A 14,614-nucleotide genomic window follows, 5' to 3' on the forward strand; every position below is an offset into this window, starting at 1 on the left:
GGGGGCAGCGCTCTGGGAAGCGAACTGGGCGGGAAGCCAGGAGAACGCACGACGGAAGAGATGTCCTCGATCGGGCATCACCGGGTCCTTTCGTTGCGCCTACCCCTCGAATGTAGCGCGACGGGGCGCGCAATACCGCCTTCAAGACCGCAAAACCGCTGGCTCTTGCCCGAGCGATGATCCTTAGGCCGACTCGGCGTGCAACGCTTCCCGGCCGCTGCCCGGCTGCGGATGAGCCGCCAGGTAGTCGCGCAACGCCTGGCGTCCGCGGTGGATGCGGCTGCGCACGGTGCCGAGCTTCACGCCCAGCGTCGCGCCGATCTCTTCGTAGGAAAGGCCCTCGATGTCACACAGGACGACGGCGGCGCGGAACTCCGGCGGCAGCGAATCCAGAGCGGCCTGCAGGTCCGGTCCGAGCCGCGAATCGTGGTAGATCTCCTCGGGGTTCGGCTCGTCGGCGGGCACCCGCTCGTAATCCTCGGGCAGCGCTTCCATCCGGATGCGGGCCCGCCGCCGCACCATGTCGAGGAAGAGGTTGGTGGTGATGCGGTGCAGCCAGCCTTCGAACGTTCCGGGCTGGTAGTTCTGCACCGATCGGAACACCCGGATGAAGGTCTCCTGCGTGAGGTCTTCCGCGTCGTGCTGATTGCCCGAGAGGCGGTAAGCCAGCCGGTAGACCCGGTCCGCGTGCTGACGCACCAACTCGTCCCACGAGGGCATCGTGGACTTGTCCCCGGTCGCGTCGAAAACCGCGGTGCCCTGCAAGCCGTCGGAGGGCTCCACCCACTCGTCGGCGGGGCAGTCCTGCGGGTGCGACATGCTGGTCGGGCCCAAAAGCGTGGTGATGATCAGATCCTCCGAATCGGTCCTGTCACAAAGCGACAAGTCGTCACCGGCGGCAACACGCAGCCGCCAGTCCGTATTCCCGGTCCCACCCGCTCCGCGATCCATAGGGACACCGTCGCGTATGGGCGTATGCGCGATATATGAACAGTCTGAGCTCAGCCTGAGAAACCATCTCGTTACCAGCGCTGTGCAGGAAATATCCGCCGCAGGGTGAAGTTAAACGCAACGGCTTTGCCGGGCGTGTCGTAGCGGCGCGACTTAGGCGCGCCATGACGGGAGGCGCACCGAAGTGGAATACGCTGCGGGCATGGACGGCACCGACGCAGACACCCCCGGCCAGCCGGCGCCCAGTCGAGCCGAATCCCTCTTCGCGCACGCCGAGGGATCGATCTCCGAGGACGCACTGCTAGCGGCCGCTCGCGAGCGCGCCGTGGACATCGGAGCGGGCGCGGTGACGCCGGCGGTGGGCGCACTACTGAGCCTGCTGGCCAAGCTCAGCGGCGGCAAGGCCGTGGCGGAGGTGGGTACCGGCGCCGGGGTCAGCGGGCTCTGGTTGCTCTCGGGCATGAGCGACGACGGCGTCCTGACGACGATCGACATCGAGCCCGAATACCTGCGGCTCGCCAAACAGGCCTTCTCCGAAGCCGGCATCGGGCCGTCGCGCACCCGGTTGATCAGCGGCCGCGCCCAAGAGGTCCTCACCCGGCTGGCCGACGATTCCTACGACCTGGTGTTCGTCGACGCCGACCCGGTCGATCAGCCCGATTACGTCATGGAGGGCGTGCGGCTGCTGCGATCCGGCGGCGTCATCGTGGTGCATCGGGCCGCCCTCGGCGGGCGTGCCGGCGACCCGGCCGCCCGCGACGCCGAAGTGGTCGCGGTCCGGGAGGCGGCGCGGCTCATCGCCGAGGACGAGCGGCTCACGCCCGCCCTGGTGCCGCTTGGCGACGGCATTTTGGCCGCGGTGCGCGACTAGATCGATCGCGGCGATACCGCGCTTGCGATCGCCACGGCCCCATGGTGGCGACCCGCTTGCGATCGCCACGGCCCCATGGTGGCGACCCGCCGCGCCCGGCGACACCGCGCTTGCGATCGCCACGAGCCCCATGGTGGCGACCCGCCGCGCCCGGCGACACCGCGCTTGCGATCGCCACGAGCCCGATTCACGAAATTCTTCACGCGATATCGCCTTGACTCACGACTGAACGCACGTTTAGTGTACTGAACATGCGTTCAGCCGACCTGACGGCAACCGCTCGAATCCGCGACGCGGCCATCGAGCAGTTCGGACAGCACGGCTTCGGAGTGGGGGTAAGGGCCATCGCCGAAGCCGCGGGGGTGAGCGCCGCGCTGGTCATCCACCACTTCGGCTCCAAGGAAGGCCTGCGCAAGGCCTGCGACGAGTACATCGCCGAACAGATCCGCAGCACCAAATCGGAGGCCATGAGGTCCAATGACCCCGCCACCTGGTTCGCGCAGCTCGCCGAGATCGAGGAGTTCGCCCCGCTGACCGCCTACGTGTTGCGCAGCATGCAGACAGGTGGCGACCTGGCGAAGATGTTGTGGCAGAGGATGATTGACAACGCCGAAGAGTACATGGAAGAGGGCGTGCGGGCGGGGACGATAAAGCCCAGCCGTGATCCGAAGGCCAGGGCCAAGTATCTCGGCATCACGGGAGGCGGCAGCCTGCTGCTCTACATGCAAATGCACGACACGCCAACGGATTTGCGTGCGGTCCTGCGCGATTACGCCAGGGAAATGATCCTGCCGGCCCTCGAGATCTACAGCGAGGGCCTGATGGTGGACCGCACCATGTACGACGCATTCCTGGCCGCCGAAGATCAAGGAGGATCACATGCCAGTTGACAGTGTCGCCCCCATCGAAGTACGGGGACTGACCAAGGACTTTGGAGCCGTGCGCGCGCTGAACGGCCTCGATCTGACCGTGCGCGAAGGCGAAGTCCATGGCTTCTTGGGACCCAACGGCGCGGGGAAATCGACGACCATCCGCATCCTGCTCGGCCTGGTCAAGGCGGACGGCGGCAGTGTGCGGCTGCTGGGCGGCGACCCGTGGACCGACGCGGTCGCCTTGCATCGCCAGATCGCCTATGTGCCAGGCGATGTCACGCTGTGGCCGACGCTGACCGGCGGCGAGACCATCGACATGCTGGCCCGCATGCGCGGCGGCATCGACGAAACACGGCGCGGCGAGTTGATCGAGCGCTTCGACCTCGACCCCCACAAGAAGGCGCGGACCTATTCGAAGGGCAACCGGCAGAAAGTCTCGCTGATCTCCGCTTTCTCGTCTCGCGCCCGCCTGCTGCTCCTCGACGAGCCGAGTAGCGGCCTGGACCCGTTGATGGAGAACGTCTTTCAGCAATGCGTCGCCGAGGCGCGCGACCGCGGGGCCACCATCCTGCTGTCCAGCCACATCCTGGCCGAGACCGAAGCACTGTGTGAAAGGGTGACCATCATCCGGGCCGGCAGGACCGTCGAGAGCGGTTCGCTGGACTCGATGCGGCATCTCAGCCGCACCTCCATCAGGGCCGAAATGACCGGCGACCCCGGCGACCTCACCCGCATCAAGGGAGTCGAGGACGTCAGCGTCGAAGGCAACACCGTGCGCGCACAGGTCGACGGCGAAAGCCTCGGGGAACTGATCCGTGCGCTGGGCGACGCGGGCGTGCGTAGCCTCGTCAGCCAGCCGCCGACGCTCGAGGAACTCTTCCTGCGCCACTACGACACGGCCGACACGGTGCCCGCATCATGAGCACCACAACCTTGAATCGCCCACGCCGCCCGGCCCACCCAGCCCCGCAACGGCGGCCGAACTTCACGGGAACGCTGGGCATGCTGCGGCTCTACCTCCGGCGCGACCGGATCTCGCTGCCGCTGTGGGTGTTGCTGCTCTCGGTGCCGCTGGCAACGGTGTACGTCGGCAGCATCGAAAAGGTCTACCCCTCTCAGGCGGCGCGTGCCGGATTTGCGGCTTCCATCATGGCCAGCCCCGCCCAGCGTGCGCTCTACGGGCAGATCTACAACGACAGCCTTGGGGCGGTGGGCATTTGGAAGGCCGGGATGTTTCATCTGCTGATCGCGGTCGCCGTCATCCTGACCGTCATCCGGCACACCCGCGCGGACGAGGAGGCCGGACGGACGGAGCTCGTCGAATCGACCGCGGTCGGGCGCTACGCCAGCCTCACCGCCGCCCTGCTGTTGTCCTTCGGGGCCAGCGTCGCCACGGGTGCGATCGGCGCGGCGGGGCTGCTCACCACCGACGTCGCCCCCGGTGGGTCGCTCGCCTTCGGCGCGGCGCTGGCCTGCTCCGGTCTGGTGTTCACCGCCGTCGCCGCGGTGGCCGCGCAACTGTCGCCGAGCGCGCGGTCCGCCCGCGGCGCCGCGTTCGCGGTCCTGGGGGCGGCCTTCACCCTGCGCGCCCTCGGCGATGCCGGTTCCGGCGCGCTGTCCTGGGTCTCGCCGCTGGGGTGGTCGCTGCAGGTCCGGCCGTACGCGGGCGACCGCTGGCCGGTGCTGCTGCTGCATCTGGCGGCGACCGTCGCCCTCACCGCGGTGGCCTACCGGCTCCTCGCGGGCCGCGATGTCGGCGCCGGGCTGTTCGCGGAACGCCCCGGCCCCGGCTCGGCCGCCCCCGCACTGGGCAACGTGTTCGGGCTGGCGTGGCGGCTGGACCGCGGTGCCCTCGCCCTGTGGGCCGTGGGCCTGTGCCTCTACGGCGTCCTGATGGGCAGCGTGGTGCACGGCATCGGCGACGAGCTCGGCGACAGCAACGCCGCGCGCGACATCGTCGTCCGGATGGGCGGCACCAACGCGTTGGCGGAGGCTTTCATCGCCGTCGCGTTCACCATGCTGGGCATGGCGGCCGCCGCATTCGCGATTTCGCTCACGCTGCGGCTACATCAGGAAGAGACGGCGCAACGCGCCGAGACGACGCTGGCCGGCGCGGTGTCGCGAACCCGTTGGCTGGCCAGCCACGTGCTGGCCGCGCTGCTCGGTTCCACGGTCGCGATGCTGCTCAGCGGGCTGGCGGGCGGGCTCGTCTACGGCGCCGCCGCCGGCGACATCGGCGGCAAGGTGGCCGTCGTGGTGGGAAGCGCGGCGGTGCAGCTGCCCGCCGTCTGGTTGTTGTGCGCGGTCACCGTCGCCGTGTTCGGGCTCGCGCCGCGATTCACGCCCGTGGCGTGGGGCGTTCTGGTCGGGTTCATCGCCTTGTACCTGATCGGTTCCTTGGCCGGCTTCTCCCAGTGGTTGCTCGACCTCGAGCCGTTCGCCCACATTCCGCGCGTCAGTGACGATTTCACTGCCACGCCGCTGTTGTGGTTGCTGGTCATAGATGCCACACTGATCGCCCTGGGAGCCGCGGCTTTTCGACGACGCGATCTGCGAGTTTAGGAGCGTCATGAAGATCGGTGTTCGACTGGCGACATCGTCGATTTTCGGAATCGCCGCCTACGCTTTGGTCCTGTTCTTGCCGGCCGGCACCTTCCGCTATTGGCAGGGCTGGGCTTTCATCGCCCTGTTCACGGTCGTATCGATCGTTCCGACAATCTATTTGGCGCGCAAACATCCGGCGGCCCTGAAACGGCGCATGCATGCGGGGCCGCGGGCGGAAACCCGGATGGCCCAGAAGATCATCAGCGCCGCCGCCTTCGGGACCCTCTTCATGGTGATGGCATTCAGCGCGTTCGATCATCGGATGGGCTGGTCGAGGGTGCCCGTGTGGCTGTGCGTGCTCGGCGACATCCTGATGGCCACCGGCCTTGCCATCGCCATGCGAGTGATCATCGAGAACAGTTATGCCGCTGCGACGATCACGGTGGAGAGCGGCCAGAAAGTCGCCTCCGACGGTCTCTACAGGTTCGTCAGGCACCCGATGTACGCCGGGAACGTGATCATGATGGTCGGCATGCCCCTGGCGCTGGGCTCGTACTGGGCGCTTCTGCTGGTGGTCCCGGGCGTCGCGATTCTCGTGCTGCGCATTCTCGACGAGGAAAAGCTGCTCAAGACGGATCTCCCGGGATACCGCGAATACGCGCAACGGGTCCGCTATCGGCTGCTGCCGAGTGTGTGGTAGCCGCTTAATCTGATCGCGTGACCCGCACTCCCGCGCCCAGCAGGGATCGGCCGTGGCGTCGCCCCGGCGCCCTGCGCTACGCGCTCCCTTTCGCGCGTTCACTCACGCGGGCTCCAGCCACGCCCGCCTCTACACGCACCGCGGGGCGGACGCGTTGGCGGCCAATGTATTTGCCCGGGAGCGGACTGCCGACCGCCCCGCGGCCGTCGGCCGACGGTGGTATCACGTTGGAAACCCGCTCCCGCGCAGCTGCTTTCAGCCGGCTACGGCTACTTGCGAGCAGACGCAAAATCACACGATTGGGCTGCCAAACAGGCGATTTTGCGTTCCCCCGCAAGCGGGTGGTGCCCCCAGCTCGCGAAAGAGGCGGCTAGATCCAGACGCCCTTGCCCACCGCGACGACGCCGCCGGCGCTGATCGCGAAGCGCTCGCGGTCCTTCTCCAGATCCACGCCCACCATCTCGCCCGGGCCGACGACCACGTTCTTGTCCAAAATGGCATGGCGCACCACGGCGCCCCGACCGACGCGGGCGCCCGGCATGATCACGCTGCCCTCCACGATCGCGCCGTCGTCGACCACGACGTTGGACGACAGCACCGAGTTGCGCACCGAGGCGGCCGAGATGATGCTGCCGGCGCCGACGACCGACTCCTGCGCCGATCCGCCGTTGACGAACTTGGCCGGCGCCAGGTTCTCCGACTCGCCGCGGATCGGCCAGCGCTTGTTGTAGAGGTTGAACACGGGATGCACCGAGACCAGGTCCATGTGCGCGTCGTAGAACGCGTCCAGCGTCCCCACGTCACGCCAGTAACCCCGGTCGCGATCCGTCGCGCCTGGGACCTCGTTGTCCTTGAAGTCGTAAACCGCGGCCATACCGTCGCCCACCAAGCGCGGAATGATGTCACCGCCCATGTCGTGATCCGAATGGTCGTCGTCGGCGTCGGCGCGGATGGCGTCGATGAGCACCTTGGTAGTGAAGATGTAGTTGCCCATCGACACGAACGTCGCCCCGGGGTCGTCCGGTGTGCCGGGCGGGTCCAACGGCTTCTCCACGAAAGCGCGGATGCGGCCCGAATCGTCGGCGTCGATGCACCCGAACGCGCTCGCCTCGGCGCGCGGCACGCGGATGCCGGCCACCGTTGCCCCCGCCCCACTTTCGATGTGGAACTGGACCATCTGCTCGGGGTCCATCCGGTAGACGTGGTCGGCGCCGAAAACGACTATGTAGTCGGGGTCTTCGTCGTAGATCAGATTCAGCGATTGGTAGATCGCGTCGGCGGAGCCGGTGTACCAGCGTGGGCCCAGGCGCTGCTGCGCGGGCACCGGCGTGATGTATTCACCGGCCAGACCGGACAACCGCCAGTTCTGCGAAATGTGACGGTCCAGTGAATGCGACTTGTACTGAGTGAGAACGCAGATCCTCAAGTAGCGCGCATTGACGAGGTTGGACAGTACGAAGTCGATCAGCCGATAGGCGCCGCCGAAGGGAACCGCGGGCTTGGCCCGATCCGCGGTCAACGGATACAGCCGCTTTCCCTCACCGCCGGCCAGGACGATGCCCAGCACGTGTGGCGCTTCCCTCATGGTTCAAACCTATCGGCCGTCGCGAACGGCTGCCAGAGGGACCGCTCTATTGGCGATCGGCTGCGCGGCTGTCCGTCAAAGTGTTTGGTTTCCAGCTGGTTGTCCAGCCCGACTCGCGGGCCTCGCCGACGGCGAACTACCGTGCGGGTATGCGGGTGGCGATGATGACTCGGGAGTACCCACCAGAGGTCTACGGGGGAGCCGGTGTACACGTCACCGAACTGGTCGCCCAACTGCGCCGGCTGTGCGCGGTCGACGTGCACTGCATGGGCGCGCCGCGGCCCAACGCCGTCGTGCACCAGCCCGATCCGCGCCTGCAGGGCGCCAACGCGGCGCTGTCGACGTTGTCCTCGGACCTGTTGATGGCCAACGCCGCGTCGGCCGCCAATGTCGCGCATTCGCACACCTGGTACACCGGCATGGCCGGTCATCTGGCCGCGCTGCTCTACGACATCCCCCACGTCCTGACGGCCCATTCGCTCGAGCCGCTGCGGCCGTGGAAAGCCGAGCAGCTCGGCGGCGGATACCGCATCTCGACGTGGGTGGAGCACACCGCCGTACAGGCCGCGGACGCCGTCATCGCGGTGAGCTCCGCGATGCGCGAAGACATCCTGCGCGTCTACCCGGCCCTGGACCCCAGCCTGGTGCACGTCATCCGCAACGGGGTCGACACCGACGTCTGGCACCCCGCCGGGCCGCCGCAAACCGGGTCGCTGCTGGCCGAGCTCGGGGTCGACCCGGACCGGCCCATCGTGGCGTTCGTCGGCCGGATCACCCGGCAGAAGGGTGTCGCCCACCTGGTGGCGGCGGCGCACCACTTCGACCCCGAGGCACAGGTGGTGCTGTGCGCGGGCGCGCCCGACACCCCGGAGATCGCCGAGGAAATGCGGTTCGCGGTGGAACGGCTGTCCGATAGCCGGCGCGGCGTGTTCTGGGTCCGTGAGATGCTGCCGATCGGCGAGCTGCGCGAAATCTTGTCGGCGGCAACAGTGTTCGTCTGCCCCTCGGTGTACGAGCCGCTGGGCATCGTGAATCTGGAGGCCATGGCATGCGCGACGGCGGTGGTGGCATCCGACGTCGGCGGGATACCGGAGGTGGTCGCCGACGGGGTGACCGGATCGCTGGTGCATTACGACCCCGGCGATCCGACCGGTTATCAGGTCAGGCTGGCCGAAGCGGTCAATGCGCTCGTCGCGGATCCCGGGAAGGCGAAGCGCTACGGCGAGGCGGGACGCCAGCGCTGCGTCGAGGACTTCTCCTGGACCCGCGTTGCCGAGCAGACCCTGGACATCTACCGAAAGGTGTGTGCGTAGCGCAGCCGTCCGCCGGCGCGCGTTCAGCTGGAGCTCGTGACACCCTTGAGTTCGTCACCGAGGGCGGCGGCTTCGTCGGGCGTCAGCTCAACGACCAGTCGCCCGCCTCCCTCAAGTGGTACCCGCATCACGATGCCGCGCCCCTCCTTGGTTGCTTCCAGAGGACCGTCGCCGGTCCGGGGCTTCATCGCCGCCATCGAGTGCTCCCTCCAGGTTCGAGCTGGCCCGCCTTTGCGGACCTGGTAGGCGCCAAGCATGCCCCGCCAGCGATTTTCCAGCCATACCCGACATCGAACTGCCAAATCACCCCTCTATTGTTCCCTATCCAGGTCACGAGTTGTACAAAGACCCGGTTCTCGGGATTAGCGGGGCGTCGGCGGGCCGGGTCGTCAACGGGCGGAAGGCACCCAACAACCCCGGATATGGTCATCGACCATCCCGGTCGCCTGCATCAGCGCATAGGCGGTGGTCGGCCCGACGAAGCGGAACCCGCGCCGCTTGAGCTCACGCGCCATGGCCTTCGATTCCTCAGTGGCCGAGGGAATTCCGGAGCCGTCAGCGGGCCGAGGGCGCGGTTCCGGCGCAAACGACCACAGCAGCTTCGAGAGGTCCGCCGGAGTTCCCAGCTCGGCGGCGGCGCGGGCGTTCGCGATCGTCGCGTCGATCTTTGCCCGGTTGCGCACGATTCCGGTGTCCGCCATCAGCCGCTGCACGTCGGCGTCGGTGTACCCGGCGACCTGCTCGAAATCGAAGCCGGCGAAGGCGCGCCGGAAGTTCTCCCGTTTACGCAGGATGATCAGCCACGACAGCCCGCTCTGGAAGGCCTCCAGGCTCATCCGCTCGAACAGCGCCACCCCGTCGTGCACCGGGCGGCCCCACTCCTGGTCGTGATAGTCGCGGTACATCTCGAAATCGGGTCCCGGCCGGATGGCCGCCCAGCCACACCGAACCAGCCCGTCATCGCTCACATCTAGTCCTGACGATCCTCGGCGTCCCCGGGTTCCGCGGCCTCGGGTTCGTCCTGGGCGTCCGCGGGGGCGTGCACCGCGGCCAGCTGGCCGCGCAGCGCCTCGAGCTCGCGGGCGAGCCGATCCAGCACCCAGTCCACCTCGCTGGTCTTGTATCCGCGCAGCACCTGGGTGAACTTGACGGCGTCGACGTCCGCGCCGGTCACGCCGTAGGCGGGCAACACCGTCGCGGTCGTCCCGCGCGGTAGGGGCGGCAGCTGCTCACCCCGCCCGAACAGCAGACTCGCCGCGCCGAACAGCACGATCGCCACCAGCACCAGCACCACCAGGTAGAGCAACACCAACGCCACGTCGTCGATATTGCCCTATGCCACCGACACCGCGATGACGCAGCGGGGCCTTAGCGCGGCCGCAGCACCTTCATCGGCGGCCGGTCCGCGAGCGACACCGGCGACGTGTGCTGGGTATAGCCCTGAAAGTCGGAACCCTCGGTGTCGTCGACAAAGAACTGGGTCAGCCCGACGCCGGAGTCCGGGACGCCGCAGCGCGACAGCAGGGTCGCGATGACCTGGCGGCTCATCGCGCCCAGCTCGGCCAGCGGCCGGTTGCGATGCGCGCGCACACCGAGGTTGACCTGGGCGATCGCCCCCAAGCCCAACCGGTCGAAGGTGTCCAGCAGCAGGCCGATCTCCACGCCGTAGCCCGGCGCGAACGGCACCGACGTAAGCAGTTCACGGGTGGCCGCGTACTCCCCGCCGAGAGGCTGCAGGATGCCGCCCAGCTCCGGGCGCAGCGCGGCGAGCAGCGGCCGGGCCACCAGCTCGGTGACCCGTCCGCCCCCGGTCGCGCCCGCCACGTCGCCGACGCGCAGCGGGCGCCGGTAGAAGCTCTTGACCAGGTGGATGCCGTCGCCGGTGAGCAGCGGGCCGACCAGCCACGGCACGAACATCGGGTGCGGGTTGATCAGGTCGGAGTCCACGAACACGACGATGTCCCCGCTGGTGGCCGCGAGCGAACGCCACAACGCCTCGCCCTTGCCCGGCCGGATCGGCACCTCGGGCAACGCCTGCTCCCGGCTGACGACGCGGGCGCCGGCGGCGACGGCGCGGATCTCGGTGTCGTCCGTCGAGCCGGAGTCCAGCACGATCAGCTCGTCGACCAGCCCCCCGGAGTCTTTGACCAGCGGTGAGATGCTGTCGATCACCGATTCGATGGTCTCTTCTTCGTCCAGCGCCGGCAACGCCACTGAGATGGTGCGGCCCGCCTTGGCGGCCTCGAGTTCGGCGACGGTCCAGCCCGGACGGCTCCAGCTGCGATCGGCCAGCCAGGTGTCGCCGGGGCGGGCGGCCAGCACCGTGTCGGTGAGGTCACCCGCGAACAGGTCGGACGCCGTCATGCCAGCCCCCTCACCGTGCGGGTGGGCGGACGTATCCCCTGGATCGCCGCCACCATTTCGAGCACCCGCCGGGTCGCGGCGACCTCGTGGACGCGAAACATCCGCGCACCGGCGGCCGCCGCCAACGCGGTGGCCGCCAACGTGCCCTCGAGCCGCTCGGTCAATTCCACCCCCAAAGTCTCCCCGACGAAGTCCTTGTTACTCAAAGCCATGAGCACGGGCCATCCGGTAGCAACAAGATCGCTCAGGTGGCGCAACAGCAGCAGTCCGTGGAAAGTGTTCTTGCCGAAGTCGTGAGCCGGGTCGATCAGCACCCGGTCGCGGGACACCCCGAGGGCGACCGCGCGCTCGGCGGCGGTGGTGACCTGGCGAATGACGTCGTCGACCACCCCGCGGGTGGTGGCCCCGTAACTCACCCGGAACGGACGCGTGCGGGGCAGCGCGCCGCCGGTGTGCGAACACACCAGGCCCGCCCCGAACTCTGCGGCAACCTCGGCCAGGCCCGGGTCGATGCCGCCCCAGGTGTCGTTGATCAGGTCCGCCCCGGCCGCGCAGGCCACCTTGGCCACCTCGGAGCGCCAAGTGTCCACGCTGATCAGCTGGTCGGGGTAGGCGTCGCGCAGCCACTCGACGAACGGGATCAACCGGGCGATCTCGGTATCGGCGTCGACCTCCTGGCCCGGGCCCGCTTTGACACCGCCGACGTCGATGACATCGGCGCCCTCGGCGATGGCCCGGTGCGCGGCGGACCGGGCGGCCTCGTCGCTGAAGGTCGCACCCTTGTCGTAGAACGAGTCGGGGGTGCGGTTGACGATCGCCATGATCAGCGGGCGATCGCCCGCGACCGGGCGGCCGCAGAAGGTCGATTGCACACGTCTATGGTGCCCGGTCCGCTCCGCGAGTGTGCGACCAGCCGCACACTGGACGGGGGGCCGACGGTGCGGCTGGCCGCACACTCGGTGCCACTCAGCCCTTCGGCCGCTTACCGTCGGCCACCTCGTCGGGATACTCGTCGTAGTACGGCACGTAACCCTCGTCGCGGCCGGCCAGCACGTAGAGCGGGTCCTTGATGTCCGGACCGTAGGCCTGGTCGCGCAGTTCCACCTTGCGGCTCTTGAACGTCGTGGTGTGCTCGAGCGAGTCGACCACCCGCACGAACAGCGGCAGCGCGTAGGCGGGCAGCTGGCCGTACACCGCGCCGGCCAGCGACTTGCCGTCGAACTCCGCGCCGTCGCGCAGCTTGACCGCGGCCATCCCGGCGCGGCCACCGGTGCGGGGGATCTCCACACCGAAGACCGTGCACTCCTCGACGTGCTCGTCGGACGCCAGCGCCGCCTCCACCTGGGTGGTGGCGACGTTCTCGCCCTTCCACCGGAACGTGTCGCCCAGGCGGTCGACGAACGCGGCGTGCCCCATGCCCTGCGGGCTCATCACGTCACCGGAGTTGAACCACACGTCGCCCTCGCGGAAGGCGTTGCGCACCAACTTCTTCTCGGTCGACTCCTTGTCGGTGTACCCGTCGAACGGCTGCAGCCGGTTGACCGGGCTGAGCAGCAGGCCGGGTTCACCGGGCGGCACCCGGCGCACCCGCCCGTCGTCGTCGCGCAGCGGGGCACCAGTGTCGGGGTCGTACTCCACGTAAGCCAACGGCATCGGGAAGACGCCGGTGGTCCGCGGCACGTTGAACACGTTGATGAACGCGGTGTTGCCCTCGCTGGAGGCGTAGAACTCGCAGACCCGGGCGATGTCGAACCGGTTCGTGAACTCGTCCCAGATCTCCGGCCGCAGGCCGTTGCCGGCGATTACCCGGACCCGGTGCGCGCGGTCGGTGGCCTTGCGCGGCTGGTTGAGCAGGTAGCGGCAGATCTCGCCGATGTAGATGAAGGCCGTCGCCTCGGCCGCGATGACCTCGTCCCAGAACTTCGACGCCGAGAACGACGCGCCCAGCGCCAGGGTGGCCCCGGAGTTGATCACCGACGACAGCGCGACCGTCAGCGCGTTGTTGTGGTACAGCGGCAGGCAGCTGTACAGCGTGTCGGAGCTCTTCAGCCGCAGCCCGATGCCCCCGAACGCCGCGAGTGCCTTCAACCACCGCAGGTGGGTCATCACGCTGGCCTTGGGGAATCCCGTTGTGCCCGAGGTGAAGATGTAGAACGCGGTCTCCTTGGCCTGCACGGCCGACGCCGACGGCGGGTTGGTGGCCGGGGCGCTGACGGCGAACCGCTCCAGGTCCTCCACGGTCATCGTCTCGGTGTCGCCGGCGCCGCCGCACTCGGCGACCACGCTGGCCAGGTCGGTCTCGGCGATCAACACCTTGGCCTTCAGCAGGCCCAGGCTGTGCGCCAGCACCTCGCCGCGCTGGTGGTAGTTCAGCATCCCGGCGACGGCGCCGCACTTGACTGCGGCCAGCATCGTCAGCACCGCGTTGGGCGAGTTGCGCAGCATGATGGCGACGACGTCGCCGCGGCCGACACCGCGCGAGGCCAGCACCGCGGCGTACCTGTTGGCGGCGGCGTTGGCGTCGCGGTAGGTCAGTTGCTGATCGCCGAAGCGCAGGAAGATTCTGTCGCCGTAGCGGGCGGCACGCTCCTGGAACACCGTGCCGATCGACTTTTTCGAACCAGGTTGGGCCAGCAGCCCGGTCATCGCCCCGCGCATGATCACCGGCATGTCGGCCAGCAATCCGGGCGCCCGAGACGCGATATCGGTCAGTTTGACCGCCGTGCGCGCTCCCCCGTCGTGATTCGCCACGTCATTCCCTCAATTCTGCGTAATCAACCCGGCGCTCAGCCTAGTAGGGGTAGCCGGAGTGCCGGCGCCCCTCAATCGGGCGCGCACGCCTCCACGGCGGCGCTCACCTTGTCGACCAGCAACAACCGGTCCATCGCCGGCTGCGAAACGTAGCCGCTGTCGAGCAACCCGCCCAGCCAGCGCCACAGGCCTTCGTAATGCCCCAGGGGGTCGAGCAGGACGACGGGTTTGCGGTGCAGGCCGAGGTAGCCGGTGGTCCACGAGTCGAGCAACTCGTCCAGGGTTCCGACGCCGCCGGGCAGCACGATGAACGCGTCGGCGCGCTCCTCCATGACCTGCTTGCGCTCATGCATGGTCTCGGTGACGATCAGCTCGTCGGCGTCGGTGTCGGCGATCTCGCGGCGCATCAGGATCTGGGGGATGACGCCGACGGTACGGCCGCCGCGGGCGCGCGCTGCGGTTGCCACCGCGCCCATCGCCGACACCCGGCCGCCGCCCCACACCAGGGTCCAGCCACGCTCGGCGATGGCCTCGCCGAGTTCGGTAGCGACCGCGAGCAATTCGGGATGTTCGGGGCCCGACGCGCAGTACACACACACCGCCCAGTCGCGCATACAACGAAAGGTAGACCAAGGTTGCTGCGGGCCGTACACGGCGCGCAAT

Annotated in this window: 15 protein-coding genes and 1 pseudogene; 6 read left to right on the top strand and 10 right to left on the bottom strand. The window is 68.5% G+C overall.

Going from position 1 to position 14,614, the window contains the following annotated elements; translation table 11 throughout:
- Both A5695_RS27375 and sigE read right to left on the bottom strand, forming a co-directional pair.
- Window positions 1–78: pseudogene (locus A5695_RS27375) on the bottom strand (RNA polymerase subunit sigma-70); the annotation flags it as partial.
- A 105-nt stretch (window positions 79–183) separates the two neighbouring features.
- On the bottom strand, window positions 184–951 hold the full coding sequence (gene sigE, locus A5695_RS08010; RefSeq protein ID WP_068079774.1) for an RNA polymerase sigma factor SigE: 768 nt from the start codon (window positions 949–951) through the stop codon (window positions 184–186).
- A 202-nt stretch (window positions 952–1,153) separates the two neighbouring features.
- Between sigE and A5695_RS08015 the strand changes: the two genes are divergently transcribed.
- From A5695_RS08015 to A5695_RS08035, 5 genes are all read left to right on the top strand, one after another.
- Entirely contained in the window at window positions 1,154–1,822 is a 669-nt protein-coding gene (locus A5695_RS08015) for an O-methyltransferase (protein WP_068079776.1), read from the top strand.
- A 251-nt stretch (window positions 1,823–2,073) separates the two neighbouring features.
- Complete coding sequence (locus A5695_RS08020) at window positions 2,074–2,712, top strand: TetR/AcrR family transcriptional regulator (protein ID WP_068079778.1); 639 nt, start codon at window positions 2,074–2,076, stop codon at window positions 2,710–2,712.
- On the top strand, window positions 2,702–3,616 hold the full coding sequence (locus A5695_RS08025) for an ABC transporter ATP-binding protein (protein ID WP_068079780.1): 915 nt from the start codon (window positions 2,702–2,704) through the stop codon (window positions 3,614–3,616). Before A5695_RS08020 ends, A5695_RS08025 begins: the two co-directional genes overlap by 11 nt.
- Window positions 3,613–5,256 (top strand): ABC transporter permease, encoded by a 1,644-nt coding sequence (locus tag A5695_RS08030; RefSeq protein ID WP_156749515.1) that lies wholly within the window; start codon window positions 3,613–3,615, stop codon window positions 5,254–5,256. The genes A5695_RS08025 and A5695_RS08030 overlap by 4 nt, the downstream gene beginning before the upstream one ends.
- A 7-nt stretch (window positions 5,257–5,263) precedes the next feature.
- A complete protein-coding gene (locus A5695_RS08035) occupies window positions 5,264–5,938 on the top strand; it encodes an isoprenylcysteine carboxylmethyltransferase family protein (RefSeq protein ID WP_068079784.1) in 675 nt (224 codons plus the stop codon).
- A 370-nt stretch (window positions 5,939–6,308) separates the two neighbouring features.
- On the opposite strand, the gene glgC is transcribed toward A5695_RS08035, so the two are convergent.
- Entirely contained in the window at window positions 6,309–7,523 is a 1,215-nt protein-coding gene (glgC, locus tag A5695_RS08040) for a glucose-1-phosphate adenylyltransferase (RefSeq protein ID WP_068079786.1), read from the bottom strand.
- A 149-nt stretch (window positions 7,524–7,672) separates the two neighbouring features.
- Here glgC and glgA point away from each other — a divergent pair, with 149 nt between their 5' ends.
- Entirely contained in the window at window positions 7,673–8,836 is a 1,164-nt protein-coding gene (glgA, locus tag A5695_RS08045; RefSeq protein ID WP_068079818.1) for a glycogen synthase, read from the top strand.
- A 23-nt stretch (window positions 8,837–8,859) separates the two neighbouring features.
- Here glgA and A5695_RS08050 read toward each other — a convergent pair whose 3' ends face one another.
- The 7 genes from A5695_RS08050 to A5695_RS08080 all read right to left on the bottom strand — a co-directional run bounded on the left by A5695_RS08050 (window position 8,860) and on the right by A5695_RS08080 (window position 14,565).
- On the bottom strand, window positions 8,860–9,033 hold the full coding sequence (locus A5695_RS08050; RefSeq protein WP_003878471.1) for a DUF3117 domain-containing protein: 174 nt from the start codon (window positions 9,031–9,033) through the stop codon (window positions 8,860–8,862).
- 192 nt (window positions 9,034–9,225) lie between these two features.
- Window positions 9,226–9,804 (bottom strand): DNA-3-methyladenine glycosylase I, encoded by a 579-nt coding sequence (locus tag A5695_RS08055; protein WP_068079788.1) that lies wholly within the window; start codon window positions 9,802–9,804, stop codon window positions 9,226–9,228.
- Window positions 9,805–9,806: 2 nt separating this feature from the next.
- On the bottom strand, window positions 9,807–10,154 hold the full coding sequence (locus A5695_RS08060) for a DivIVA domain-containing protein (RefSeq protein WP_068079790.1): 348 nt from the start codon (window positions 10,152–10,154) through the stop codon (window positions 9,807–9,809).
- 50 nt (window positions 10,155–10,204) lie between these two features.
- Entirely contained in the window at window positions 10,205–11,200 is a 996-nt protein-coding gene (locus A5695_RS08065) for a glucosyl-3-phosphoglycerate synthase (RefSeq protein WP_068079791.1), read from the bottom strand.
- Window positions 11,197–12,072 (bottom strand): dihydropteroate synthase, encoded by an 876-nt coding sequence (folP, locus tag A5695_RS08070; protein WP_068079793.1) that lies wholly within the window; start codon window positions 12,070–12,072, stop codon window positions 11,197–11,199. Before folP ends, A5695_RS08065 begins: the two co-directional genes overlap by 4 nt.
- 94 nt (window positions 12,073–12,166) lie before the next feature.
- Window positions 12,167–13,951, bottom strand: a complete 1,785-nt coding sequence (fadD6, locus tag A5695_RS08075) for a long-chain-acyl-CoA synthetase FadD6 (RefSeq protein ID WP_068079795.1) — start codon at window positions 13,949–13,951, stop codon at window positions 12,167–12,169.
- A 71-nt stretch (window positions 13,952–14,022) separates the two neighbouring features.
- Window positions 14,023–14,565 (bottom strand): TIGR00730 family Rossman fold protein, encoded by a 543-nt coding sequence (locus A5695_RS08080; protein ID WP_068079797.1) that lies wholly within the window; start codon window positions 14,563–14,565, stop codon window positions 14,023–14,025.
- Window positions 14,566–14,614: the final 49 nt, after the last annotated feature.

Source organism: Mycobacterium sp. E1747 (assembly GCF_001667775.1).
Classification (GTDB): Bacteria; Actinomycetota; Actinomycetes; order Mycobacteriales; family Mycobacteriaceae; genus Mycobacterium.

What these genes read in the sequence shown, in the direction of transcription:
- sigE (WP_068079774.1), bottom strand. Translation starts at nt 951, where the DNA reads ATGGATCGCGGAGCGGGTGGGACCGGGAATACGGACTGGCGGCTGCGT.
- A5695_RS08015 (WP_068079776.1), top strand. Translation starts at nt 1,154, where the DNA reads ATGGACGGCACCGACGCAGACACCCCCGGCCAGCCGGCGCCCAGTCGA.
- A5695_RS08020 (WP_068079778.1), top strand. Translation starts at nt 2,074, where the DNA reads ATGCGTTCAGCCGACCTGACGGCAACCGCTCGAATCCGCGACGCGGCC.
- A5695_RS08025 (WP_068079780.1), top strand. Translation starts at nt 2,702, where the DNA reads ATGCCAGTTGACAGTGTCGCCCCCATCGAAGTACGGGGACTGACCAAG.
- A5695_RS08030 (WP_156749515.1), top strand. Translation starts at nt 3,613, where the DNA reads ATGAGCACCACAACCTTGAATCGCCCACGCCGCCCGGCCCACCCAGCC.
- A5695_RS08035 (WP_068079784.1), top strand. Translation starts at nt 5,264, where the DNA reads ATGAAGATCGGTGTTCGACTGGCGACATCGTCGATTTTCGGAATCGCC.
- glgC (WP_068079786.1), bottom strand. Translation starts at nt 7,523, where the DNA reads ATGAGGGAAGCGCCACACGTGCTGGGCATCGTCCTGGCCGGCGGTGAG.
- glgA (WP_068079818.1), top strand. Translation starts at nt 7,673, where the DNA reads ATGCGGGTGGCGATGATGACTCGGGAGTACCCACCAGAGGTCTACGGG.
- A5695_RS08050 (WP_003878471.1), bottom strand. Translation starts at nt 9,033, where the DNA reads ATGGCGGCGATGAAGCCCCGGACCGGCGACGGTCCTCTGGAAGCAACC.
- A5695_RS08065 (WP_068079791.1), bottom strand. Translation starts at nt 11,200, where the DNA reads ATGACGGCGTCCGACCTGTTCGCGGGTGACCTCACCGACACGGTGCTG.
- A5695_RS08080 (WP_068079797.1), bottom strand. Translation starts at nt 14,565, where the DNA reads ATGCGCGACTGGGCGGTGTGTGTGTACTGCGCGTCGGGCCCCGAACAT.